23 protein-coding genes and 2 pseudogenes are annotated in these 24,537 nt (G+C 63.9%); 21 read left to right on the top strand and 4 right to left on the bottom strand.

Annotation, left to right across the window (positions count from 1 at the left end):
• From infB to AC2W7L_RS12735, 12 genes and pseudogenes are all read left to right on the top strand, one after another.
• Positions 1-2,347 (top strand): annotated as a pseudogene (infB, locus tag AC2W7L_RS12790) (translation initiation factor IF-2); the annotation flags it as partial.
• A 192-nt stretch (positions 2,348-2,539) separates the two neighbouring features.
• Positions 2,540-2,974 carry a 30S ribosome-binding factor RbfA gene (rbfA, locus tag AC2W7L_RS12785; protein WP_486004764.1) on the top strand — a complete coding sequence of 145 codons (435 nt, stop codon included), beginning with the start codon at positions 2,540-2,542 and terminating at the stop codon, positions 2,972-2,974.
• Between the two features lie 191 nt (positions 2,975-3,165).
• Positions 3,166-4,050, top strand: a complete 885-nt coding sequence (locus AC2W7L_RS12780) for a VldE C-terminal domain-containing protein (RefSeq protein ID WP_486004763.1) — start codon at positions 3,166-3,168, stop codon at positions 4,048-4,050.
• A 12-nt stretch (positions 4,051-4,062) separates the two neighbouring features.
• Positions 4,063-5,001, top strand: coding sequence for a tRNA pseudouridine(55) synthase TruB (gene truB / locus AC2W7L_RS12775; RefSeq protein ID WP_486004762.1), 939 nt, complete (start codon positions 4,063-4,065; stop codon positions 4,999-5,001).
• 99 nt (positions 5,002-5,100) lie between these two features.
• Positions 5,101-5,721 (top strand): hypothetical protein, encoded by a 621-nt coding sequence (locus AC2W7L_RS12770; RefSeq protein WP_486004761.1) that lies wholly within the window; start codon positions 5,101-5,103, stop codon positions 5,719-5,721.
• Positions 5,711-6,082, top strand: coding sequence for a hypothetical protein (locus AC2W7L_RS12765; protein WP_486004760.1), 372 nt, complete (start codon positions 5,711-5,713; stop codon positions 6,080-6,082). Before AC2W7L_RS12770 ends, AC2W7L_RS12765 begins: the two co-directional genes overlap by 11 nt.
• Before the next feature lie 90 nt (positions 6,083-6,172).
• Positions 6,173-6,694, top strand: a complete 522-nt coding sequence (locus AC2W7L_RS12760; RefSeq protein ID WP_486004759.1) for an adenylyltransferase/cytidyltransferase family protein — start codon at positions 6,173-6,175, stop codon at positions 6,692-6,694.
• A complete protein-coding gene (locus AC2W7L_RS12755) occupies positions 6,657-7,109 on the top strand; it encodes a riboflavin kinase (protein ID WP_486004766.1) in 453 nt (150 codons plus the stop codon). The genes AC2W7L_RS12760 and AC2W7L_RS12755 overlap by 38 nt, the downstream gene beginning before the upstream one ends.
• A 91-nt stretch (positions 7,110-7,200) precedes the next feature.
• The gene (gene rpsO, locus AC2W7L_RS12750; protein WP_039210907.1) at positions 7,201-7,470 is read left to right on the top strand and encodes a 30S ribosomal protein S15; all 270 of its coding nucleotides are present in this window, start codon (positions 7,201-7,203) and stop codon (positions 7,468-7,470) included.
• 392 nt (positions 7,471-7,862) lie between these two features.
• Positions 7,863-10,085 (top strand): polyribonucleotide nucleotidyltransferase, encoded by a 2,223-nt coding sequence (locus tag AC2W7L_RS12745; protein WP_486004758.1) that lies wholly within the window; start codon positions 7,863-7,865, stop codon positions 10,083-10,085.
• Between the two features lie 62 nt (positions 10,086-10,147).
• Complete coding sequence (locus AC2W7L_RS12740; RefSeq protein ID WP_486004757.1) at positions 10,148-11,461, top strand: M16 family metallopeptidase; 1,314 nt, start codon at positions 10,148-10,150, stop codon at positions 11,459-11,461.
• A gap of 77 nt (positions 11,462-11,538) precedes the next feature.
• Complete coding sequence (locus tag AC2W7L_RS12735) at positions 11,539-12,126, top strand: TetR/AcrR family transcriptional regulator (RefSeq protein ID WP_486004756.1); 588 nt, start codon at positions 11,539-11,541, stop codon at positions 12,124-12,126.
• A 105-nt stretch (positions 12,127-12,231) separates the two neighbouring features.
• Here AC2W7L_RS12735 and AC2W7L_RS12730 read toward each other — a convergent pair whose 3' ends face one another.
• Entirely contained in the window at positions 12,232-12,897 is a 666-nt protein-coding gene (locus tag AC2W7L_RS12730) for an SDR family NAD(P)-dependent oxidoreductase (protein ID WP_486004755.1), read from the bottom strand.
• A 115-nt stretch (positions 12,898-13,012) separates the two neighbouring features.
• Between AC2W7L_RS12730 and AC2W7L_RS12725 the strand changes: the two are divergent.
• From AC2W7L_RS12725 to AC2W7L_RS12690, 8 genes and pseudogenes are all read left to right on the top strand, one after another.
• Positions 13,013-13,908 (top strand): annotated as a pseudogene (locus AC2W7L_RS12725) (Glu/Leu/Phe/Val dehydrogenase dimerization domain-containing protein); the annotation flags it as partial.
• 84 nt (positions 13,909-13,992) lie between these two features.
• Positions 13,993-14,172 (top strand): hypothetical protein, encoded by a 180-nt coding sequence (locus AC2W7L_RS12720; RefSeq protein ID WP_486004767.1) that lies wholly within the window; start codon positions 13,993-13,995, stop codon positions 14,170-14,172.
• A 34-nt stretch (positions 14,173-14,206) separates the two neighbouring features.
• Positions 14,207-15,838, top strand: coding sequence for a thiamine pyrophosphate-binding protein (locus AC2W7L_RS12715; protein WP_486004754.1), 1,632 nt, complete (start codon positions 14,207-14,209; stop codon positions 15,836-15,838).
• A 201-nt stretch (positions 15,839-16,039) separates the two neighbouring features.
• Positions 16,040-16,666: a superoxide dismutase gene (locus tag AC2W7L_RS12710; RefSeq protein WP_039210893.1), complete on the top strand. Its 627-nt coding sequence runs from the start codon at positions 16,040-16,042 to the stop codon at positions 16,664-16,666.
• A gap of 132 nt (positions 16,667-16,798) precedes the next feature.
• Positions 16,799-17,092: a GNAT family N-acetyltransferase gene (locus AC2W7L_RS12705; protein ID WP_486004753.1), complete on the top strand. Its 294-nt coding sequence runs from the start codon at positions 16,799-16,801 to the stop codon at positions 17,090-17,092.
• A gap of 6 nt (positions 17,093-17,098) precedes the next feature.
• The gene (locus AC2W7L_RS12700) at positions 17,099-17,377 is read left to right on the top strand and encodes a GNAT family N-acetyltransferase (RefSeq protein ID WP_486004752.1); all 279 of its coding nucleotides are present in this window, start codon (positions 17,099-17,101) and stop codon (positions 17,375-17,377) included.
• A 199-nt stretch (positions 17,378-17,576) separates the two neighbouring features.
• Positions 17,577-18,323: a 4-hydroxy-tetrahydrodipicolinate reductase gene (gene dapB, locus AC2W7L_RS12695; protein ID WP_486004751.1), complete on the top strand. Its 747-nt coding sequence runs from the start codon at positions 17,577-17,579 to the stop codon at positions 18,321-18,323.
• Positions 18,323-18,781: a tetratricopeptide repeat protein gene (locus AC2W7L_RS12690; RefSeq protein WP_486004750.1), complete on the top strand. Its 459-nt coding sequence runs from the start codon at positions 18,323-18,325 to the stop codon at positions 18,779-18,781. Before dapB ends, AC2W7L_RS12690 begins: the two co-directional genes overlap by 1 nt.
• Here the strand turns inward: AC2W7L_RS12690 and AC2W7L_RS12685 are convergent.
• On the bottom strand, positions 18,744-20,024 hold the full coding sequence (locus AC2W7L_RS12685) for a heparan-alpha-glucosaminide N-acetyltransferase domain-containing protein (protein ID WP_486004749.1): 1,281 nt from the start codon (positions 20,022-20,024) through the stop codon (positions 18,744-18,746). The two genes, AC2W7L_RS12690 and AC2W7L_RS12685, sit on opposite strands and share 38 nt — an antisense overlap.
• Before the next feature lie 68 nt (positions 20,025-20,092).
• On the opposite strand from AC2W7L_RS12685, the gene ypfJ reads away from it, so the two are divergent.
• Positions 20,093-20,974 carry a KPN_02809 family neutral zinc metallopeptidase gene (gene ypfJ / locus AC2W7L_RS12680; protein WP_486004748.1) on the top strand — a complete coding sequence of 294 codons (882 nt, stop codon included), beginning with the start codon at positions 20,093-20,095 and terminating at the stop codon, positions 20,972-20,974.
• Positions 20,975-20,988: 14 nt separating this feature from the next.
• Here ypfJ and AC2W7L_RS12675 read toward each other — a convergent pair whose 3' ends face one another.
• Together AC2W7L_RS12675 and AC2W7L_RS12670 are read right to left on the bottom strand one after the other, a co-directional pair.
• Positions 20,989-23,049, bottom strand: a complete 2,061-nt coding sequence (locus AC2W7L_RS12675) for a GmrSD restriction endonuclease domain-containing protein (RefSeq protein ID WP_486004747.1) — start codon at positions 23,047-23,049, stop codon at positions 20,989-20,991.
• Between the two features lies 1 nt (position 23,050).
• A complete protein-coding gene (locus AC2W7L_RS12670; RefSeq protein WP_486004746.1) occupies positions 23,051-24,487 on the bottom strand; it encodes a DUF262 domain-containing protein in 1,437 nt (478 codons plus the stop codon).
• Between the last annotated feature and the right edge of the window lie 50 nt (positions 24,488-24,537).

The raw sequence follows: 24,537 nt of genomic DNA, 5'->3' as shown, positions 1-24,537 counted from the left end.
CCTTCGCACCTTCGCAGGGAATGCCGAAGCCCGGTCGTGGACCCAAGCCCGGCGGTCGTTCCGGCGGTCAGGGTGGTCAAGGCGGTCAAGGTGGACAGGGCGGACGCCCCGGCAACAACCCCTTCGCACCTTCGCAGGGAATGCCGAAGCCCGGTCAGAAGCAGCGCGGTTCCGGTGAGGAATCCTCCGGCGGTCCGCGTCCGGCACCTCGCCCGGGCGCACCCCGCCCCAACCCGTCGATGCTGAAGAACTCGGCACTGAACAAGCCCGCTCCCGGCCGCGGTCGCGGTGGAGGCGGACGCGGAAATGCCCCCGGCGGCGCACCCGGTGCACCGGGCGGCGCTCCAGGCGGTCCTCGTCGTGGACCCGGCGGCGGTCCCGGTGGTCGCGGTTCAGGTCGCGGTCGCGGCAGCACGCAGGGTGCATTCGGCCGCGGCGGCGGTCCCCGTCAGAAGGGACGCAAGTCGAAGCGGGCGAAGCGCGCAGAGCTCGAGCAGATGCAGGCTCCCTCGGTCGGTGGTGTCACCGTTCCGCGCGGAGACGGCAACACGCCGCTGCGTCTGCGTCGCGGCTCCTCGCTGGCCGACTTCGCCGAGAAGATCAACACCGATCCGACGAACCTCGTGACCGTGCTCTTCCACCTCGGTGAGATGGCCACGATCACCCAGTCCCTCGACGAGGCGACCTTCGAGGTCCTCGGCGAAGAGCTCGGCTACAAGATCGAGATCGTCTCGCCCGAAGACGAAGACCGTGAGCTGCTGGAGACCTTCGACATCGACCTCGATGCCGAAGCCGCAGAAGAGGACGACGAGGACCTGCAGGCACGTCCGCCGGTCGTCACCGTCATGGGTCACGTCGACCACGGTAAGACCAAGCTGCTCGACGCGATCCGCTCGGCCAATGTCGCTTCTCGCGAAGCCGGCGGAATCACCCAGCACATCGGTGCCTACCAGGCCGAGGTCGAGCACGAGGGAGAAGATCGCAAGATCACCTTCCTCGACACCCCGGGTCACCAGGCGTTCACCGCCATGCGTGCCCGCGGTGCCAAGTCGACGGACCTCGCGATCCTCGTGGTCGCCGCCGACGACGGCGTCATGCCGCAGACGATCGAAGCTCTCAACCACGCTCAGGCGGCCGATGTGCCGATCGTCGTGGCCGTGAACAAGATCGACAAGGAAGGCGCCAACCCCGCCAAGGTCATGCAGCAGCTGACCGAATACAACCTCGTGGCCGAAGAATACGGCGGCGAGACCATGTTCGTGCCGATCTCCGCGCTCAAGCGCGAGGGCATCGACCAGCTGCTCGAATCCGTTCTGCTGACCACCGATGCGGCCCTTGACCTGCGGGCGAACCCCGACAAGTCCGCTCGCGGCATCGCGATCGAAGCCAAGCTCGACAAGGGCCGCGGTGCGGTTGCCACCGTCCTCGTCGAGTCCGGCACCCTGCGTCAGGGCGATGCCATCGTCTGCGGCACCGCCTACGGACGTGTGCGTGCGATGTTCGACGAGAACGGAAACGTCGTCGAGGAGGCCGGACCCTCCCGCCCCGTGCAGGTGCTCGGTCTGTCGTCCGTCCCGCGTGCCGGTGACTCGTTCATCTCCACCGATGACGACCGCACAGCCCGTCAGATCGCTGAGAAGCGTGACGCCATCGAGCGCAACGCCGCTCAGGCCCGCGGTCGCAAGCGCATCAGCTCGAGGACTTCACGAAGGCTCTGGCTGAGGGCAAGGTCGACATGCTCAATCTCATCCTCAAGGGTGACGTCTCCGGTGCTGTCGAAGCGCTCGAGGATTCGCTGCTCAAGATCGATGTGGGCGACGACGTCGACCTGCGGATCATCCACCGCGGCGTCGGTGCGATCACGGAGAACGACATCAACCTGGCCACGGTCGACAATGCGATCGTCCTCGGCTTCAACGTCCGTCCGGAAGCGAAGGCTCGCGACCTGGCAGACCGCGAAGGCGTCGACGTCCGCTACTACTCGGTCATCTACCAGGCGATCGACGACATCGAGTCCTCGCTCAAGGGTATGCTCAAGCCCGAGTACGAAGAGGTCCAGACCGGTACGGCGGAGATCCGCGAGGTCTTCCGTTCCTCGAAGTTCGGCAACATCGCCGGCTCGATCGTCCGCGACGGCCTCATCAAGCGGAACTCGACCGCTCGCGTCACCCGCGACGGAATCGTCATCGGCGACAACGTCCACATCGAATCGCTGCGTCGGTTCAAGGACGATGCGACCGAGGTCCGCGAGGGCTACGAGTGCGGTATCGGACTCGGCAAGTTCAACGACCTGCGCGTCGGCGACATCATCGAGACCTTCGAGATGCAGGAGAAGCCGCGCGACTGATCGGTCGCGGAGCGAGTCGCACCCGGTGGCTCGTCAGCGCAGCAGCGCTGACGAGGACAAGGATGGGACTCATACCGTGAATTGAAGGCTCCGGTCGGCCCCCGGATGGGGGACCGGCCGGAGCCGGTTCGATTGCACAGCTAATATAGGGCCGGAAGAGTTGTTCCGGCCCCGAACAGAAGGACATACGTCATGGCAGACTCGACACGGGCCCGCAAGATCGCCGACCAGATCAAGGTCATCGTCGCCAGCACCATCGAGCGCAAGCTCAAGGATCCCCGCCTCGGATTCGTCACCGTCACCGATGTGCGCGTGACCGGCGATCTGCAGCACGCCACCATCTTCTACACCGTCTACGGCAACGACCAGGACCTCGTCGGCACAGGTCATGCCCTCGAATCGGCCAAGGGCTTCATCCGCTCCGAAGTGGGCAAGGGGCTGACCATCCGTCTGACCCCGAGTCTCGAATTCATCGCCGACGCCGTCCCCGAGGCGGCCGCCCGTCTCGACGGACTGCTCGCGCAGGCTGCCGCCGACGACGCCCGCGTGGCCGGGTTGGCCAAGAACGCACAGCATGCAGGTGAATCAGACCCGTACAAGAAGAATGACGACGCCGACGACGACTGATCGTCCTATCCGGCCGACCCGGGCATCGCGCCTGGTCATCGAGGGAGAGCCGGCGATCGCCGAAAGCAGGCCCGATTTGAGCTTCGTCACGTCACGAAAAAAGTTCTCGTAACAGTTTTGTTATCTTTCCGAGATGTCGTAGACTTTTTGCGGTAACGAAATGATTACGACTCTGTTAAGGGAATTCTGCATTGGGTAAGCACTCCTCACCGAAGCCGTCGTTCGCGAAGCAGCTGATCCGGGATCTGACTCCCGGCAAGCGCCCCGCCGGACGACGCGCAGCTAATGCGCCGTCCTCGGCGACTTCCGTGCTGGCGACCGTCAAGCAGCGTCCAGTCGTCGCCGCGATCGCCGTTCCTGCAGCCGCGACCGCCGCCGTCGTCGGTTCGACCGTTGTCATGGGGCCGCCCGAGTCCGGCAACGTCACCACCGAAGCCGCCTCGACGACGACCCCCGAGGAGTCGACCACTTCCTCGACCGTGAGCCAGAAGGAGCTCGACGCCGAACGCAAGAAGGCCGGCGAAGAGTACCTGGAGAAGGTCAAGGACGACCCGAAGTACAAGAACAAGTCCTCGAAGACCGACCTCGAGGTCAAGGCTCCGCCGAAGCCCAAGCCAACCGCCGAATCCTCGGCCGCTGCGAAGACGAGCGACGATTCGTCCTCCGACGAGAAGTCGAGCGATGAGAAGTCCTCCGGAGAGGGCGACGGCACCTCCTCGGACACCTCGGCTCCGCCGTGCAGCGTGTCCTCCTCGATCGAGTCCGGCCTGCTGCCGAACGCCGTCAACGGCTACCGTGCAGTCTGCGCGAAGTTCCCCGAGGTCAAGACCTTCGGCGGACGTCGCCCCGGCACCGGTTCGGACCACAACACCGGTGAAGCCGTCGACATCATGATCACCGGTTCCACCGGCGACCGCATCGCCGACTACCTCATCCAGAACCAGGGCGCCCTCAACGTCAAGTACGTCATCTGGAAGCAGCGCATCTGGATGCCCGGCAAGGGCTGGAAGGCCATGGAGGACCGCGGCAGCGCCACGGCGAACCACTTCGATCATGTGCACGCGTCCTTCAACTGATCGCCGGACCCAGTGAGCGACTCTTCCCCACAGGGCGTCCTCGTCTGCGACAAACCGCAGGGACTGAGCTCCCATGGCGTGGTCTCCCGTATCCGCCGCTGGTTCGGGACGAAGAAGGTCGGCCACGCCGGGACTCTCGACCCGATGGCCACGGGTGTTCTTGTGCTCGGCCTCGGCCGCGGCACCAAGCTGCTCACCTATATCACCGGGGTCTCGAAGACCTATTTCGCCACCATCCGTCTGGGATCGTCGACCCCGACCGATGATGCCGATTCCGAGCCCGATCGGTTCGCCGATCCGACCGATCTGGCACGTGTCGACACTTCTGCCATCGAGACCGCCGTGGCCAAACTGCGCGGTCCCATCGACCAGGTGCCCAGTGCGGTCTCGGCGATCAAGGTCGACGGCAAGCGCTCCTACGCCCGTGTCCGTGCCGGCGAGGACGTCGAACTCAAGGCCCGCCGCGTCGAAGTCTCGGAGTTCCAGATCATCGACATCCGCTTCGCCGCCGTGGACGGACATATCGACGTCGATGTCGAAGTCGACTGCTCGTCGGGCACCTATGTGCGCGCCTTGGCTCGCGATATCGGCACCGACCTCGGCGTCTTCGGCCACCTCACCGCGCTCCGGAGGACGCGTGTCGGCGATTTCCATATCGACCAGGCCGTGACCCTGCCCGAGGACCTCGACGTCCCCGCGCCCACCCTCATCTCGCTCGCCGAGGCGGCCCGCACCCTCCTGCCCGTCGTCACCGTCGATGCCGATCGGGCCCGCGCCCTCATGCAGGGCAAGACCGTTGCTGCTGGTGACTGGCATACCGACCCCGATGCCGACGACACGGGGAGCCGAGAGGTCGCCGTCGTCTGCGACGATGCCCTCGTCTCCGTGGCCGAGGTGCGTCGGAACGGCGGTCTGAAGTCGCTGACCGCCTTTGCCATCGACCTCGCCTGACGGGTCCAGCCCCACACTCGGAAACAATGAGTTCAGTTGTATCTGTCAAGTACAACTGAATCTCTTGTATCCGAGGCAATCATCTGGTCTACTTGTTCTATGTTCGTCTTGACCATCGACCAGCAGGATTCGCGGTCGAACGCCGACGCGGTGCCCCGCATCCTCGATGCTCTCTCTCCGATCGACACGGTCGTTCCCTTCGCCCGCACCATCGGGGACGAGGTCCAGGGGGTCCTCGACGATCCCGACGCCGTCGCCGAGGCGGTCCGCCGTATCGGCATCGACTCCGGTTGGCATATCGGCCTCGGCATCGGCGAGGTCGAACGACCGCTGCCCGAGTCGACCGCCGAGGGCAGGGGAGAGGCCTTCTACTCCGCCCGCCGGGCGGTCGAAGCGGCCAAATCCGCACCCGCCCACCTCGTCGTGAGTGCCGATCCGGACGGTGACCATCGTGGGCTGGCCGAGGCGGCTCTGCGGCTCCTGATCAGCACACTGACCGAGCTGCGCGGACACTCCCGCGGCTACGTCGGATACCGACTCGACCATCCGGACGCCACACAGGCCGAGATCGCCGCGGAATTCGACGTCTCTCAACAGGCGGTCTCCCGGGTGCTGGCGGCCGGTCCCGCCGAGATCATCGCCGGGGCCGAGCGTCTGGCCCGACATCATCTCGACCGGCTCCAACGAGCCCTATCGGAAGGAGACGCACATGTGGACTGACGTGCTCATCGCCATCGCCGCCGCCATCATCGCGGCCCTCATCGGCTGGCCACTCGTCCCGCTTCTCCTCCGTCTGACCCATGCGGGCCCGGGCTCCAAGCCCGAACGCACAGGAGCCGAGGACGTCGAAGTCCTGCGCGGCGGACTGTGGATCGGCATCGTCGAACGCGCACTCATCGCCGGAGCGATCGTGCTCGGTCGCCCCGAACTCATGGCCGTGGTCATCGCGGTCAAAGGGCTCGGACGCTTCGCGGAGATCAAGTCCTCGGCGGCCGCGGGGGAGCGGTTCATCATCGGCACCTTCGTCTCCATCGCCCTGGCCTCCCTCCTCGGCGTCATCGGGTGGTCGATCATCGCCTGAACCCGTCCTCCCGCCTCGGCGAGGTGCGGGTTAGGAGGCGGAAGATCTCTGCGATAATCTGAGTCGGTGCACGGAAGGAGCGAATGTCTGGTGGAGCTGTATCACGGACTCGGTGAAGTCGAGGTCGACGGTGTCGGCACCGTCGTCACCCTCGGCAACTTCGACGGTGTGCATCGCGGGCACCAGACGGTGCTGACCACCGTCGCCGCCCTGGCCCGGCAAGAGGGCCTGCGCTCGATCGCGATGACCTTCGACCCGCACCCGCGCACGGTCCACCGTCCCGAAGATCCGACCGTGATGATCACCTCGACCCGGCAGCGCGCCGATCTCATCGCCGCCACCGGCATCGACGGCCTCCTCATCCAGCCCTACGACCTCGACTTCGCCGCCCAGTCGGCCGAGGAATTCGTGCGCCGTTACTTCGTCGAAGCCTTGCGCGCGAAGATCGTCGTCGTCGGCGACGATGTCCGCTTCGGCAAGGACAACGAAGGCACGATCGAGACGTTGCGCCGCCTCGGCGAGAAATTCGACTTCCGGACCGAGACGATCGACGAGGTCGGGCGCGGGGGACGGTATTCGTCCTCCGATCCGGGAGCAGCTGGGCGCCGGTGATGTCGCCGAGGCGGCCGACCAGCTCGGGCGCTACCACGCACTCCACGGCACCGTCGTCCACGGCGATGCCCGCGGACGCGACCTGGGATTCCCGACGGCGAACCTCTCGGAGAATCCCGACGGACTCGTCCCCGCCGACGGCGTCTACGCCGGCTGGGCGACGTTCTCGGGTGAGGATCAGGCGTACCCGGCCGCGATCTCCGTGGGCACGAACCCGACCTTCCAGGGACAGGTCCGACGGGTCGAGGCGTACGTGCTCGACAAGGAGTTCGGCGAATTCGACGTCTACGACCGTGAGATGACTCTCGAATTCGTCTCGCGCATCCGCGGGCAGGTCGCGTTCACCGGGATGGACGACCTCATCGTGCAGATGCATGAGGATATCGCCGATGTGCGCGAGGTCCTGCACACCTGATAAGCTGATTTCTGCCGTTTTCACCGGCCGCGGTCCCATAGGGCAGAGACTTCAGGTCCCTGCGCCGCGCAACGACACGAAGGAGAACTCCATGGCTCTCGATACCGCTGTGAAGCAAGAGATCATCAAGGAATATGCAACTCATGAGGGCGACACCGGTTCTCCCGAGGTCCAGGTTGCACTGCTGACCCGCCGGATCACCGATCTGACCGAGCACTTCAAGGATCACAAGCACGACCACCACTCGCGTCGTGGCCTGCTGCTCCTCGTCGGCCAGCGTCGCCGCATGCTCAAGTACCTCGCGAAGGTCGACATCGAGCGTTACCGTTCGCTCATCAAGCGCCTCGGCCTGCGCCGCTGATTCGAGTCTGCTGATCAGCACCGTCTGATCATCGTCTCCAGCTGTTCGGAAGCGTCCCGCCTCTCGGTGGGGCGCTTTCGTGCTTCTGCGGTAGACTCATGCGTGGACGCACATGCCATGGACGTTTCGGTCTTCGGTAGTGGCCTCCGGAGGAATGCGCGCTGACACAGGCTTGCAGATGCAAGTTGTTGCCGGCACCGGTTCCGTGGGCCCCGATCGATGACCGGCGTGGATCCATGCATCGTCCACTGCCAATATCCCGCCGGAAGGGCGCGGGGTCTCGCACTGCGCAATGCAGAGCGCTGCCTCTTGACGTCGGGGGACCTCCCTCGAGCGTTGCAGGTCTTGCCATCATGAGGACCGCCGCGCACCGGCACAAACTAGGAGACTACGTGGGACTCAACCCTGAATCCGCCGTTGCCCATATCGACAACGGCAGCTTCGGCAAACACACCATTCGCTTCGAAACCGGTCGGCTGGCCCAGCAGGCCGCCGGCTCCGCCGTCGCCTACCTCGACGACGACACCATGCTGTTCTCGGCCACCTCGGCCGGCAAGAACCCCCGTGAGGGCTTCGACTTCTTCCCCCTGACCGTCGACGTCGAAGAGCGCATGTACGCCGCCGGACGCATCCCCGGCTCGTTCTTCCGCCGCGAGGGTCGCCCCTCGACGGACGCGATCCTCACCTGCCGCCTCATCGACCGTCCGCTGCGCCCGTCCTTCGTCAAGGGCCTGCGCAACGAGGTCCAGGTCGTCGTCACCGTGATGTCGGTCAACCCCGACCACATCTACGACGCTCTGGCCATCAACGCCGCCTCGATGTCGACCCAGCTCTCGGGTCTGCCGTTCTCCGGCCCCATCGGCGGTGTGCGCATCGCGCTCATCGACGGCCAGTGGGTCGCCTTCCCGAACCACTCGCAGCTCGAGGACGCCGTGTTCAACATGGTCGTCGCCGGTCGCGTGGTCGGTGACGACGTCGCCATCATGATGGTCGAGGCCGAAGCCACCGACAACGCCATCGACAAGATCAAGACCGGCGCCCAGGCCCCCACCGAGGAGGTCGTGTCCGAAGGTCTCGAAGCTGCGAAGCCGTTCATCGCCGAGCTCTGCCGTGCGCAGTCCGAACTCGCCGATCGCGCTGCGAAGCCGACCGTCGAATTCCCCGTCTTCCGCGACTTCGAAGACGATGTCTTCGAAGCGGTGAAGGAGCTCGCCGAGGCGAAGCAGACCGAGAACTTCACGATCGCCGACAAGCAGGAGCGCGAAGCCGCCGGTGCCGCTCTCCTCGACGAGCTCTTCGAGAAGCTCGGTGAGCGCTTCGAGGGCCGTGAGAAGGAGATCGCGAACGCTCTCAACGCCCTGACGAAGCAGGTTGTGCGCAAGCGCATCCTCACCGAGCAGGTCCGCATCGACGGACGTGGACTCAAGGACATCCGTCCGCTCACAGCCGAGACCAACGTCATCCCGCGCGTGCACGGTTCGGCGATCTTCGAACGCGGCGAGACCCAGATCTTGGGTGTCACCACCCTGAATATGCTCAAGCTCGAGCAGACCATCGACTCGCTCTCACCCGAGACGTCGAAGCGCTACATGCACCACTACAACTTCCCGCCCTATTCGGTCGGTGAGACCGGCCGCGTGGGCAGCCCGAAGCGCCGCGAGATCGGCCACGGTGCTCTCGCCGAACGCGCCCTCGTGCCTGTTCTGCCCAAGCGTGAGGACTTCCCGTACGCGATCCGTGAGGTCTCCGAGGCCCTCGGTTCGAACGGTTCGACCTCGATGGGCTCGGTCTGTGCCTCGACGCTGGCGATGCTCTCGGCCGGTGTGCCGCTGCAGGCGCCCGTCGCCGGCATCGCCATGGGTCTCGTCTCCGACGTCATCTCCACTGATCAGGGTGAGCAGACCGCCTACGCGGCTCTGACTGACATCCTCGGTGCCGAAGACGCCTTCGGCGATATGGACTTCAAGGTCGCCGGTACGCGTGACTTCATCACCGCGATCCAGCTCGACACCAAGCTCGACGGCCTTCCCGCCTCGGTGCTCGGTGCCGCTCTCAAGCAGGCCCGCGAAGCACGCATGGTCATCCTCGACGTCATCGCAGAGGCCATCGACGCCCCGGCCGAGATGGCACCGACGGCACCGCGGATCATCTCCGTGAACATCCCCGTCGACAAGATCGGTGAGGTCATCGGGCCCAAGGGCAAGATGATCAACCAGATCCAGGAGGACACCGGTGCGGACATCAGCATCGAAGACGACGGAACCGTCCTCATCGGTGCCACGGACGGACCGGCCGCCGAGGCCGCCCGTTCGATGATCAATGCGATCGCGAACCCGCAGGTTCCCGAGGTCGGCGAACGCTACCTGGGCACCGTGGTCAAGACGATGAGCTTCGGCGCATTCGTGTCCCTGACCCCGGGCAAGGACGGCCTGCTGCACATCTCCGAGCTGCGCAAGCTCAACGACGGCAAGCGCGTCGAGGACGTCGAAGACGTCGTCGGTGTGGGCCAGAAGGTCCAGGTTGAGATCACGAAGATCGATGACCGCGGCAAGCTCTCGCTGGCTCCGGTCACCGACGAAGACGAGAAATCGGACGAAGAGGGATCAGACAACTGATACTGAGCAGTTCGCACACCGGGGAGGGCAGCCGAATCGATCGGTCTGTCCTCCCCGGTGGTTTGACGCTGACCACCGAACACATGCCGGGTCTGGCCTCGGAGACGATCGGGATCTGGGTTGCAGCCGGGTCCCGTGACGAATCCGCAGAGACCGCCGGCTCGACGCATTTCCTCGAGCACATGCTGTTCAAAGGCACCGGCAGCCGCGATGCGAAGACCATCGCCGCGGCCTTCGACCGCACCGGCGGGGATTCGAATGCGATCACCGCCAAGGAGCTCACCTGCTACTACTCCCGGTGCCTCGTGACGGATCTGCCGAACATCACCGGTCTCCTCGTCGATATGGTCTCGAACTCCCAACTCGACGTCGAGGAGTTCGAACGCGAGCGCGGTGTCATCATCGAAGAGCTCGCCATGTCCGCCGACGATCCCGGAGACGTCCTCTTCGACGACTTCGATTCTCTGGTCTTCGGTTCGCATTCGCTGGCCCGGCCCGTGGGTGCGACGAAAGATCAGATCCGCGTGCTCGGCCACCACACGGTCATCGACCACTATCAGTCGACGTATATCCCGCCACGTCTGGTCATCGCCGCCGCAGGCGGTGCGACCCATGAAGAGGTCCTCGCGATGGTTGAGGATGCCATCGCCGAGGCGGGGCTCGGGTCCCGTGCCGATGTGTGGTCGGGGGCCGGGAACGGCGTTGCCGGTGCAGGCTCGGTGGGCACGGCCGACGCCGACGGCGGGGCCGCCTCGGTGGCGAAGGGATCGCATCTCGGCGGGGCCGCACGTGTGCGTCCGGAGTTCCAATCCGGAAAGTCGCACACGGTCAAGGACATTGAACAGCTGGGCATTCTGCTCGGCTGCGAAGGCCTGGAAGAAGGCCATGATGACCGGTTCATCTACTCGGTCATGCTCACCATGCTCGGCGGCGGAATGTCGTCGCGGCTGTTCCAGAGCGTGCGCGAGGAGCGGGGACTGGCCTATGCCGTCAACTGCGTGGCCAGCCAGTTCACGGATACCGGCACGTTCGGCATCTATGCCGGCTGCACGGCCGAGAACGCTCAGGCCGTCGTCGACCTGGCCGTGAGCGAATGGGATCGGTTGGCGCAGGAGACTCCGAGCCAGTTCGAGCTCGACGAGATCGTCTCCCAGCTGTCGGGGTCGATGGTGCTCGGACTCGAGTCCTCGGCGGCGCGGATGAATCGTCTGGCCCGGTCGGAGATCTTCGGTCTGCCGCTCGAATCGCCGATGGATCTCATCGAACGCGTCCGTTCGGTCACGGCCGAGGATGTCAGCGAGATGGCCGGACGGCTGCTGTCACGGCCCAAGGCTCTGGCCTTGGTCGGACCGGCTGCCGAGGTCGAACTGCCCTGAGCGCATGGCTGCGGTCGGGGCTTCGGCCTTCGAGCGCGGGATGCCCGTCGGCAGGAACTTGAAGGGAGACAGGCGAGATGGCGAGGAAGAAGGCAGCGGTCCGCCGGGAGGAGATCCTGGTGGCCACGGTCGAGGAGATCGAATCCTCCGGCCTGCGTGCGCTGCGCGTCTCCGATGTCGCTGCCCGACTCGGGCTGAGCGCCAGCCTCGTCATCTACCACTTCGAGACGAAGGAAGCCCTCGTCAACGAGGCCTTCGACTTCGCCGGGCGGCAGGACATCGACCGGGCCCGGGAGCTGGCTGCCGGGCAGGTCTCGGCTCTCCAGCGATTGCGGGACGTCGTCGGCTGGTACCTGCCCCGCGGGTCCTCTCGCAGCTGGAAGATCTGGATCGACGGCTGGTCGGCCGGACTCGTCGACGACGCTCTGCGGTCGACATTCGCCGCTCTCGACCAGGAGTGGAAGTCGATCCTCAGCAGCCTCATGGACGAGGCCATCGCGGCGGGGGAGTGCACGGCACCTGAAGGCGGCACCGCGTCGGGCGCGACCCGGGTTCTCGCCTTCCTCGACGGCCTGGCTATCCAGGTGATGGTCAATTCGGAGACCGTTGACACAGAGGCGCTGAGCACCTGGGTCGACGACTTCCTCACCCGCGAACTCGGCTGAGGGTGATTGTTGGGTCGATCCACGGCGGTCTGGACGTCCAGAACACCGTGGATCGACCCAACAATGCTTCCGTGCGGTCATGTGGCCGACTGCCGTGCGCTTATTTCAGTAGCGAGCGGAGAACCCTCCGTCGGCAGACAGCAGTTGGCCGCTGATCCACCGACCCTCACCAGAGAGCAGAAATGCAGTGACTCCGGCGATGTCGCGAGGAGTGCCCATACGGCCGAGCGGCTGATAAGGGATCATCCCGGTTCTCGTCTCGTCGTCCATCCAGCCCGTATCGATCGGCCCAGGATTGACGACGTTCGCAGAGATCCCCTTCGGTCCGAGTTCCCGCGCAGCGGAGATGACGATTCGATCGAGCGCGCCTTTCGATGCTCCATAGGGCAGATTACCCGTGGCGTGATCGCTGGTGAAGGCGACGATCGCGCCTCCCGACTCGCCGATCTGTCTCGCGAACGCTGCGATGAGGAGCAGCGACGCACGAGCGTTGACAACCATGTGGCGGTCGAAGCTGTCGGCGGTGGTGTCGAGGATCCCGGACTCTTCGCCGTGAGCGTGGCTGAGCACCAACCCGTCGATGGTGCCGTGATCCCTGCTCACCCGACCGACCAGCTCCTGCGCTTCGTGAGCGGATGACAAGTCGCATGGGTAGTCTCCGCGATCGAGATCGCTCGTGCACACGGTCCAGCCGTCGGACGACAGTCGTGCGGCCACTCCCGCGGCGATGCTGTTCTCTCGTCCGGCTCCGGTGATGAGTGCTGTCGGCATGCTTCGATCCTAGCGGCCTTGACGTGGTGGCCCTCACCCGGACAGACTGGAGTCACATGTCTTACTGAATAGCGGTTCAGTAAGAGTCTTGAGACGCCGATCTTTTGGGAGCCCCATGTTCATGGACATCACCTGGCAGGACCCCGTCACCGGCGCGGCAGGGTACGTCGTCATCGACACCCTCGTGCGCGGCACCGCCTCGGGAGGACTGCGCATGCGCAAAGGCTGCACCCTCGAGGAGGTGCGCGGACTCGCCCAGGGGATGACCCGCAAGGAAGCGATCCATCTGCGCGAGGGCCGACACTATGTGCCCGTCGGCGGAGCCAAGGGCGGAATCGACTTCGACCCCCGCGCACCCGGAGCCACGGACGTCCTCGAATGCTTCCTCGTCGACATCAACCCGATCATGCACGCCTACTGGGCCCTCGGCGAAGACCTCGGCGTCCGCCAGAACGACATCGACGAGATCCTCGCCCGCCGTGAACTCGGCTCCGGGCTCTCCGCCGTCGACAAACTCGTCGACGATCCGGCCGCCGTCGAAGCTCGCGCGGACAAGGCCTTCTCCACCATCGTCGACGGCGTGTCCCAGGACGAACTCGTCGGCGGCCTCGGCGTGGCCACCTCGGTGCTCGCCGCCCTCAGCGAAGCCGGCCGCGACCCGGCCGAATCCACCGCCGTCATCCAAGGATTCGGGTCGATGGGCGGAGCCACCGCCCGCTACCTCGCCGAGGCGGGACTGCGGATCGTCGGCATCGCCGACGCCGACGGCTTCGTGACCAACCCCGCCGGCTCGACGTCGAAGCCCTGCTCGCCACCCGCGACCAGTTCGGAGGAATCGACCGCGGAGCACTGCGCCCGGAGGACCAGGACGGCGATCGCGACGACTGGCTCGCCGCCGACGCCGACGTCCTCGTTCCTGCCGCCGTCAGCTACTCGATCACGCCGGACAACTGCGACCGCATCACAGCCTCGCTCATCGTCGAAGCCGCGAACATGCCCGTCCTGCCCGAAGCCGAAGAGACGCTGCTGGCCCGCGGGGTCACCGTCGTCCCCGACTTCCTCGCGAACTCGGCGACGAACGCCTGGTGGTGGTGGGTGACCTTCGGCGACGTCGACGGCACCTGGGATGACAGCCATGCCATCGTCACCACCACCCTGCGCGAACTCACCGCCGAGGTGCTCACCGCAGCCCGGGACCAGGGCATCAGCCCCCGCGCGGCCGCGCAGGCGAAGGTCGATGCGAACCTCTCCGCACTCCACGCGGATGATCAGTGAACACCGGCGGGACCACTCGAACGGAGGAGAAGTCATGACGGAACTCACCGGCGGCGCCCACCTGGCCAGAGCCTTGAGGGCCGAAGGAATCACACGCGTCTTCGGCATCCCCGGCACCCACAACCTCGAGATCTTCGCTCAGTTGAGCGCCCACGGCATCGACATCATCTCACCGCGCCACGAACAGGGTGCCGGCTATATGGCCGACGGTGCGGCCCGGACATCCGGTGAGGTCAACGTCGTCGTCACGACCACCGGCCCGGCCGTGCTCAACGCACTTACCGCCCTGCTCCAGTCCTTCACCGATTCGGTTCCCGTCCTCCTCGTCTGCCCCGGTATGCCGCTGACCCACCCCGGGCGCGGCAACGGGCTCCTCCACGAAGTCCGCAACCAGACCGGTGCCCTTGCGGCAGTCCTCACCGAGGTCCAGCGAGTCACCAGCCCGGGCGAGGTGTCTCTGGCCGTCGGGCAGAGCCTGTCGGCCATGCGCGCGGGACGCACTCGGCCAGCGGTCATCGAGATTCCCCTCGACCTCATCGAAGCCACCGGGCCCGGCAGCCTCCATCCGTCGATTGCTCGGCCGCATCCGACCGCCGACCCGGAGGCCGTCGACACCGCCGCCGAGGCGGTCGCTGACTCCCGGCGCCCGCTCATCTTCGTCGGCGCCGGCGCACGCAACGCCGGTCCTGCGATTCTCGACCTGGCCACGACGCTCGGAGCCGGGATCATCCTGTCCTCGAACGCGAAGGGCATCATCGACGACAGCGAACCGCTGTGCTTCGGTGCTGTCGGCGTCCTCGACTCCCTGCCTCAGCTGCTCGACGGCGCGGATGCCGTCATCGCCATCGGCACCGAACTGGCAGCGAGTGACTTCTGGCCCGAACCGCTGCCACTGCCGCAGACGGTCGTGCGCATCGATATCGACGAAGTCCAGATGCTCACGAACGCCCAGGTGAGCCACCCGATCCTCGCCGACGCGACGGCAGCGACGACCACCTTGGACAGTGCACTGAAGTCGCGTCGTTCCGACGAGGCGACCTGGGCGGCTGCGGTTTGGGCGGAGCAGAAGAAGGCGGCGGCCACCTCGGCGGCCAAAGTGTCTGGACGCCCTTGGGCGGACCTGTGCGGTGCGCTCAACTCCTTCACCGCCTCGGCGGACATACCGGTGATCGTCGCGGCGGACTCGACGATGGCCTGCTACTACGGAGTGCAGACAGGATGGTCGGCCAGGGCGGGGGACCGGTTCCTCTACCCCGCCGGGGCCGGGACGCTCGGCTACGGGCTGCCGGCAGGGATCGGCGCGAAGCTGGCGGCCGCCTCGGCGAGGGTCATCGCGATCGAAGGCGACGGCGGATCGATGTTCACGATCGCCGAACTCGCCGCCGCCGTGCAGGCGAAGGTCCAGGTCACCCTCATCATCGTCGACAACGGCGGGTACGGGGAGATCCGCAATGAAATGGCCGATCGCGGCGATGAACCCTCCGGGGTCGTCCTCAGCGGGCCGGACTTCCCGGCCCTGGCGCGGGCGATGGGTGCTCGCGGTGCCCACGTCGACGGTGAAGACGCACTGCTGTCGGCTCTGCACCAGGCCGACGAGCATGCGGGTCCCACCCTCATCCACATCACCGAGAGGTCGCGAGCGGGGGAGGCCATGCTTGCGGAGTGAGGGCCTTGAGTCAGTCTCAGGGTTTGAGACATCAGGGGTGCTGAGTCATCGGATCGGGGTTGCGGGGACAGGTTTGCCGTTCTTTTCGCGTGTGAGGGAATAGGTCCCGAGGGGCTCTTGTTGTTCGAGATGAGACCCTGGGATAGGGTCGAAATGAAGCCACCGATGTGGTGGTCATCAAATCTGATCAGGAGGAATCTCATGGCTGAGCAGTACACACTTCCGGAACTGCCCTACGACTACTCCGCTCTCGAGCCGCATATCTCGGCTCGCATCATGGAGCTGCACCACGACAAGCACCACGCCACCTACGTCAAGGGCGCGAACACTGCCGTTGAGCAGCTGGCCGAAGCTCGCGAATCCGGCAACCTCGCCGCTGTGCCGAAACTGACCCGCGATCTCGCGTTCAACCTGGGCGGACACGTCAACCACTCGATCTTCTGGAACAACATGTCCCCGGACGGTGGAGACAAGCCGGTCGGTGAACTCGCCGCAGCCATCGATGACCAGTTCGGTTCCTTCGATAAGTTCCGCGAGCACTTCACCACCGCAGCCACCACGATCCAGGGCTCCGGCTGGGCCGTCCTCGTCTACGACCAGCTCGGCGGAAACCTCTTCATCGAGCAGCTCAAGGACCAGCAGTCCGATATCCAGCTCGGTGGCACCCCGGTTCTGCAGCTCGACATGTGGGAGCACGCCTTCTACCTCGACTACCAGAACGTCAAGCCCGACTACGTCAAGGCTTGGTGGAACATCGTGAACTGGGCCGACGCCGGTGCACGCTTCGACCGCGCAGTCGCTCAGACCAAGGGCCTCCTCCTCGGCTGACACTAATTGCTACCTGACGGCGGCCCAGCTACCTCGCGCGAGGTAGCTGGGCCGCCGTCACGTTGTTTGGGGGAGCTGTGAGGGCGCCGATGGAAATGCCGTCAGACCTGCGGCTGCGGATAGGGTGACCGGATGAGCGCAATTCTCAGACCGAGGTGCTCAGGCGATGCCGAGGCGCTGGCCGAGGTGTACGAGCGGGCCGATGACGCCCTGCTGAGCAACATCCCCGACGACCGCACGATCGCCGGTGCCCGGACTTGGATCACGACCATCACCGACGCCGAGGCGGCCGGTGACCTCTGCGCCCGGGTAATCGTTGATGACGGGGAGGGTGTCGGTGACGGTCAGGGATCGGAACGACGAATCCTCGGCAACGTCATGGCCTCCGGGATCGAGCGCCGGCACTCGAGTGCATGGATCTCTTAATGGTCCGTGGCCGAGGCTCGCGGACAAGGCCCGGTGTCGGCGGCCCTGCGCAGCCTCGTCGATCTCCTTCACGACGATCTCGGGATCTACCGGCTCGAGCTCGGCTACCGCGTGAACAATCCGGCCTCGGCCGCAGTTGCAAGAAATGCGGGCTTCATCCTCGAAGGCCGAGAACGAGAGAAGCTGCTCTACGACGGCGTCCGCTACGACACCGAGGTCTGTGCGCGTCTCAGTGGAGACCCGCGGCACCCAGGACCACGCCTGCCGATCACCGCACCTCACTGACCCCGCTCCCGTGCTTCTAGAACTACCTGACGGGGGCTGAGATACCTGCGCAGGTATCTCAGCCTCGTCAGGTAGTAATGAGGAGTGTTCGGATGGTCACTGGATGCGCGGTGCCAGCGGTGGAGTCGCTAGACTGGCTGGCGGAGATCGCAGGGATCGACTTACCCCGCGGGGATCGTCACACAAGGAGTCACAGCATATGAGCATTCGCGTAGCCGTCATCGGAGCCAAGGGTCGGATGGGATCCCACGCCGTCGATGCGATCAATGACGCCGAAGGACTCGAACTCGTCGCCGCACTCGGCAGCAGCGACTCCCTGGAGACCCTGCTCGAGCAGAACATCGACGTCGCCGTCGAACTCACCGTGCCGAAGTCCACCGAGGACAATGTCACCTTCCTCGTCGAAAACGGCATCGACACCGTCGTCGGCACCACCGGCTGGGACAACGACCGACTGGCCCGACTCGAAGCCACGCTGAACAACCACCCGAAGACCGCGGTGCTCATCGCCCCGAACTTCTCGATCGGTGCCGTCCTGGCCATGCGCTTCGCCGAACTCGCGGCCCCCTACTTCGACTCGGCCGAGGTCGTCGAAATCCACCACACCCGCAAACTCGACGCCCCGTCGGGAACCGCGAACCACACGGCCCAGCGCATCGCCGAGGCCCGCAACGCCGCCGGACTGCCGGCCGTTCCCGACTCCACCGAATCCGATCCGCAGGGAGCCCGCGGGGCTGTCATCGACGGAATCCACGTCCACGCCATCCGACAGCAGGGCATGAACGCCCACGAGGAGATCCTCTTCGGCTCCGACGGCGAAGCCCTGACCATCCGCACTGACTCGCACTCCACCTCGGCGTTCATGCCCGGCATCGTCACCGCCGTGCGGTCGATCGCCGACTACACGGGGCTCATCCACGGCCTCGAGAACATGCTCGACCTCTGATGTCGAAGGCCAAGATCGGAGCGATCGTCGTCTCCGTCGTCCTCGTCTTCTATTTCGTCCTCATGGGACAGCGGGCGTGGATCCTCGTGCGCGAACCTGCGATGATTCCGAAGATCATGGGCATCGCCCTGTTCGTTCTGCCCGTCATCGGTGCATGGACGCTCGTCGTCGAACTCATCTTCGGCGCTCGCACTGAGAAGCTCGCGCGCATCCTCGGCGAGGAAGGCGGACTGCCCGTCGACGATCTGCCCAGGACCCCGGGCGGGAAGATCATCCGCGAGGCCGCGGACGAGGAATTCGTGAAGTACCAGGCCGAAGCCGAGGCCGCTCCCGACGACTGGCGATCATGGTTCCGGCTCTCGTGCGCCTACGACGCCAGCGGAGACCGCAAGCGGGCACGGGCGACGATGCGCAAGTCGATCAGTCTCTTCCGGGAAGGCCAGAAGCAGGGCGCTTAGGTCCTGGCGACGCCACCCGGATGATGCCCGCGATCCCGCCCTCGAGCGGGCCGCGTGTGCTGACAAATGCTTTCCACACCAGCGGCAGCAGCACGAACGTGAGCGCGTGGATGACGAACTCGAGCGTCTGCTCGCCCGTCGTCGCGGACTCCTCCATCGGATTGCCCACGATCTGACGGCGCGTGATCTCCAGCAGAACGACGTGCGCCGAATACACGCTCAACGGCATCGATCCCGGCGCCGACAGCGGCGCAAGCAGCCACGACCGACGGCCCAACAGCACCGCCGCAGCCTGGCACGCCGCGATCGTCATCACCGCGGTTCCGCCCGTGGAGAGCAGGTCGAACGGCGTCCCCGAATGCGGACCCGCGATCGCCAGCCACCACCACGACGTCGCCGGAGTCACCCCGTAGTTGCCGGTGAACAGAGCCGCCGTGAGATCCGTGCCCCACATCTGCGAGACCTCCACTAGTGCGGAATCACCGCCGAAGACGTTGAGCAGAATCCACGAGACACCGCGTCCGAGGACGAAGAGTCCGAGCCCGGCCGTGAACAGCGCGAGCAGATGGCGACCGATGTCGAGCTTCGCCACGGCCATGCCGAGCAGAATGTACGACAGCCATTGCAGCACCGGGTAATAGCCGGTGAGGAACAGGTCGGTGAGCATCGTCCCCGGCGTCGCCAGATCGAAGAAGCCCATCGGCAGGTAGCTCGGCTCGAGGAGGAACGTCGAGCGCGCCCACATCGACACGATGGGGGAGAGAACCATCCACGCCCCGGCGATCGCGAACAGTGCACCGGTCCGCAGCCGCAGGAAGAACAGGGCGAGCGCGAACATGATGCCGTAATTGACGAGGATGACCGCCAGCAGCCCGGAGATCGATCCGAGGCAGAGCCCGATGAGGACGATAGCTGCCGCCCGGATGAGCACGCTCGGCGCCGCATCCCGCAACCGCCCCGACCCCGCCATCCGGGACCGGGTCGAGAGCACCAGGGAACAGCCGGCCAGGACCGCGAACAGCGCCGAGGCGCGACCGGCGAAGACCGCTGCCCAGGTCGGCATCCCCGTCTCGTCGCCGAGCGCGAAGATGTGCGTGACCATCATCGCCAGCAGCGCGATCCCGCGGGCGACATCGAGTCCGATGAGCCGCCCGTCGGGGCTGAGCCGACGGACCACCCTCGCCGAGGAGGCCGTGGAGTTCGCGTCGTGCGCTCGGTGGGGATCCGCCGGGTGAGAGCTCATGGAACGATTCTCACACGACTTCGCATGAGCTCGCCCTCCCGCGTACGCTCCCGGGGTATCTTTATGCCATGACCTTCAACCCGAACGCCGATATCAGCGGCAACAGGACGAGCAAACGCGGTCGCAACACCGCGATCGTCGGAGGCGGCGGCGTGGGCATCGTCGGCCTGCTCGTCTTCCTCATCGGACCGCTGCTCGGTGTTGACGTCACCGGACTGATGGGCGGAATCACCCCGGAAGGCGGTGGCAACCAGAACCATTCGAGCGGGACCAGCATGTCCCAGTGCGATACGGGTGAAGACGCGAATACGAACATCGACTGTCGAATGGCCGGAGCACAAGTCGTGCTCGATGACTATTGGGCGCAGAAGGTCGACGGCTACGAACCGCCGGCGATGACTCTCGTCGACGGTCAGACATCGACGGCCTGCGGAACTGCCTCGAACCAAGTCGGTCCGTTCTATTGCTCGGCCGATCAAGGCGTCTACATCGACCCGAGCTTCTTCGACATTCTGCGCCAGCAGTACGGTGCCCCGGCCGATGAACTTGCCCAGCTCTATATCGTCGGGCACGAATGGGGACACCACATCCAGAACACCACCGGCGTGATGAGCGAGCACCCGAACAACGGCACCGGACCGGAGAGCAACGGCGTGCGCACCGAACTCCAAGCCGACTGCTATGCCGGCGCCTGGCTGGGCAATGTCACCACCCTCACCGACGACAACGGCACCCCGTACCTCGAGGAGCCCAGCAAGGAACAGCTCGACGACGCGCTCAACGCGGCCTTCGTCGTCGGCGACGATCACATCCAGGAGCAGTCCGGATTCGTCAACCCGGAATCGTTCACCCACGGTTCGAGCGAACAGCGCCAGAACTGGTTCACCACCGGCTACAACGAGGGGCTGAACAGCTGCGACACCTTCGCAGTCTCCGGCGATCAGCTGTGAGAATAGCCATCTACCTAATCGAGTGTTCTCTGCCTACTATCTAGTGAATCAGAAGGTAGCTCTTCGACCGCTCGCTCGAGCAGACGCACCATGTGGGCGTGATGTTCTTGGATGTCTGCGTCATTCCAGCTTTGTCCGCCCTTCTCTTCGGCCTGCCGAGCCATCAGCTCAAGTTTGAGACTCTGCTTACGAGCAGCAGTGTTGTGGGCTTTTTGCGCGGGCGTGTAGTTGCTGAATTTCGAGTTCGCGCTCACCGTGACCAGCGCTAGATTTCCAAGTTTGTCCAAATTTTCTCGGTTGGTGACGTGGTATCGATCCGACCGATGTTCTACGTCTTCAGTGACCGGAGAAAAGTGTTCGATCGAGGTTCGATAGCTGAAAGTGAATTCCCATTCGTTCATTTCTTCGACGAGCAGGTAGTCGAGCATAGTGAATATGATCCGAGGGATTGCGAAGCCTTCGGGCAGATGGAACGTGCCCGCGTGTTTGTCATGTGCGTCCGTAAGCATGGCCTCACGCAGTCGAGCCAATGCATGTTTGTTGAGACAATCTAGCACCCCGCTCGCAGTGACCGTCGCATTTTGTCGATGGCAGTCGGTGACGTACCTCAGGAGTTCGGTGATCCAATGCATAGTGCGCGGTGAAGTGTAGGTGATTCGCAGGGCGGATTGAAGGAGAAGAATCCTCCGCTGTGGTGTTCCGGGGCCCTGCTGGACCTCGGCGGCTGCGAAGGTCGAAGCATATCTGGGGGTGCTTCGGCGTTTTCCTTTGCTCTTCGACTCTCCTCTGACCAGCTTGGCCAGAGACCAGCTCCCGGGTTCTTCATCGGTCGTCGAATCTACTCCGGTCGTCAGCGTGGAGTCGCGTTTGAGGACGTAGTTGTCAAATAGGAATCGGGTCAGCAGCAGATCGGCAGTGAACGTGCGGACCCATTCGCGGCGTTCCGAATGGTCGACGGAGGACAATTCGGCCGAAAATCGCTGTACCAGCTTTTTGTCATCGAGGTGGCGATCGAGACTGGTCTCGACTGCGGATTCTTTCCGAACCGCAAGGACCTGCAGAAGTAGAGTCGGAAACGTCAACTGAGAAGTGAATCGTTCTTCGTCATCGCTCTCAACTTTTTCGGCACGCAAATCCGCCTTGGAATAGTTTTCAATTGCTTCATTGATAGTGAGAGCAACGGGTTCGGAGGTCTCATTCCTGTCCGCAGGTTGGTCCGAAGTGCTGCCGTCAGTCTCAGAGAGCTGAGCTCGCAGTGTCATGAAATCAGAAGAGGGAGAGCTGTCCCAATCTTCGCCGAACACCTGTGACCGGAGCTGCGGGTCTTTGGGTGTCAGGCCCATTGCTACGTAATGGTCCATGTCTGAGCAGGCTGTCCACACTCGGTTGAGGAGCTGTCTGTCCAAAGGATCGTCGAGATGACGCAACAGTCTGGCTTTGACGATATCGACAGGGCTGAGTTGGGCACCTCGCGTATTCATGATCTCGAAATAGCGGTTGAGATCGGTAGAACTGTCGACCGGCATCTGGATGAGCAAGACCTGATGCAAAAGGTAGCTGATGAACTTCTCAGTGACGGCTCGGGCACCGATGTCGGGATCGTCGAGGAGCTGATCGATGATCCCTGCTGCTCGAAATATTCCTGAGTCTTCTCTACTCTCATCGTCGGGTCGCAGAGAGTTCGCGTCGAAAAGATGCTTCAATGCGCGAGTAGCTTTGTCTCGTGCTTCGTAGGTCAGCGGATTCTCGAGGACGATCTCGTGACCCAACTTCGTGCGACTTTGGAGCTTCCGCAACAGAATGTAGAGAGTAGTGAGTCTTTGCTGGCCGTCGATAACGCTGAGACTTTCGTCGGCTCCGCCCGAGTGAGCGACTACGAGGTTGCCGAGAAAGTAGTCCTTGTGCGATTCGCTCTCGGCCTCGTCGAGGATGTCAGCGATGAGCCGGTGAATTTGCTCTTCGCCCCAGGTGTAATTGCGTTGGTAGATGGGCACAGAGTAGCGGCGACCCGACTCGCTGAAGAGCCTCCCCACCGGGATAGCTTGGACTTCGAGCGAAGAAGCTACAGAATCCAATTCACTTCACCTCATTGAACATAGAGAACAACCTCAGGTCATGGGCATTGCTCGTGCGGGGTTCATCAGGGATAACGAAGTTCTCGAGGTCGAGTGCTCGCGGGTTCAAATTGTCTCGAATCGAAGAGAACAAATTGGTTGGTTCTTCTGTAGCCGAGTATGTCTGGCGACCGAGAGCGTAATTGTCGACAGTTCTCCAAGCGACGCGTTCATAGGACAGGCGGATAGCGTATGCCCAGCGGAATAGTCTCCAACGCTGCTCCTCCAGATCATTGTCTGAGTACTTATTGGTGTAGAAGAGGGCTGCGGCGAGGTAGAGCTCTCTGCAGTACTGAAACCGCGTGCTTGTACGGAACTCTTGCATATCGGCTGAACTGACATCATGGGATTCAGCGAAGAGCTCATTGTCAAGGTCGTTGACTTCGTTGAGCATGAAATCGGTGAAATCGAAGAACGCTCTGCCAGCAACTACGGGGGTATCAAGTTGGTGCCGAGTCCTACGAGTGTTGCGAGATCGGTCTGTTCCATTGTCCTGATTCGCCCATTCTTGAAGAGCAGGCAGAACTGATTTCGCCGCTCGATGGTAGTCGGCTCCAGGCAGGTCGTTATCTTGACGACCGATTCCTTTGAATATGTCGAGGTCGTCACTCGTGAATCTGCGGGCCGGGAGATTCCTACTCCACCAGTGGATTCTTGAGAGATACCGTTCAAAAAGGCTGGCCAGTTCTACCTCGTCGGCCGTCTCCCGTTGCTCGACCACCGCACGCAGCTCAGCGCTACTTGAATCGTGCATTTCGCGAAGGTGAAACGCCTTGAGCAGATCGTGAGGGCGCAGTGCTTTACCGCGGAAGTTCTGAGAATCGAAGAACTGAAAGGCTTCATCGTCGTCGTCAGTGACAATTCGAAGGACTTGAGCATAGGACCCGAGGAAACTTCTGAAGCATTCGAAGGTGTCGTGGTCGTCGTGAAGGCGGGCAACCAGTCGTTCGAGTTCTCGACTTACCTTGTGCATCGGGGTGTTCCCGTGTTCCAAGGAGGGCAAGTGTCTTCCTGCAATGATGTTGCGGATCAACTGCAGCGTGATAATTCTCTGCTGCCCGTCGACGATTTCGAAGTGGTCATCGTCTGGCCGTTTCAGAAGGATGACAGTTCCCATGATGTACGGACGATCTGTGTGCAGTTCCTTGGCATCCCGACGGGGCATTGCATTCTTGATGTCATTGAACAGTTCAGAAGCATGACGTGGAGTCCACGAATAGGGGCGTTGAAAATCGGGAATTCGGAGTTCTGTAGCGTCTTCGCCCAATAGTTCGTCGACGCTGACAAACCGCAACAAGTCTGTGTTGATCGCCATATGTAAGAACCTAACAGACGTTGTTGCAGTGGCCTCGCGGTGAAGATTGACGACGGTAGATTCACCCTTGCCGCCGTTAGTCATACGGTGATATGAATAACCGTGTCAGCCCCATTCGCGAATGATCAAGGACG

The organism is Brevibacterium sp. LAARM3_SD1 (assembly GCF_057364765.1).
The sequence above is the reverse complement of the archived record's forward strand: the minus strand, read 5'-3'. Positions and strand labels throughout refer to the sequence as shown.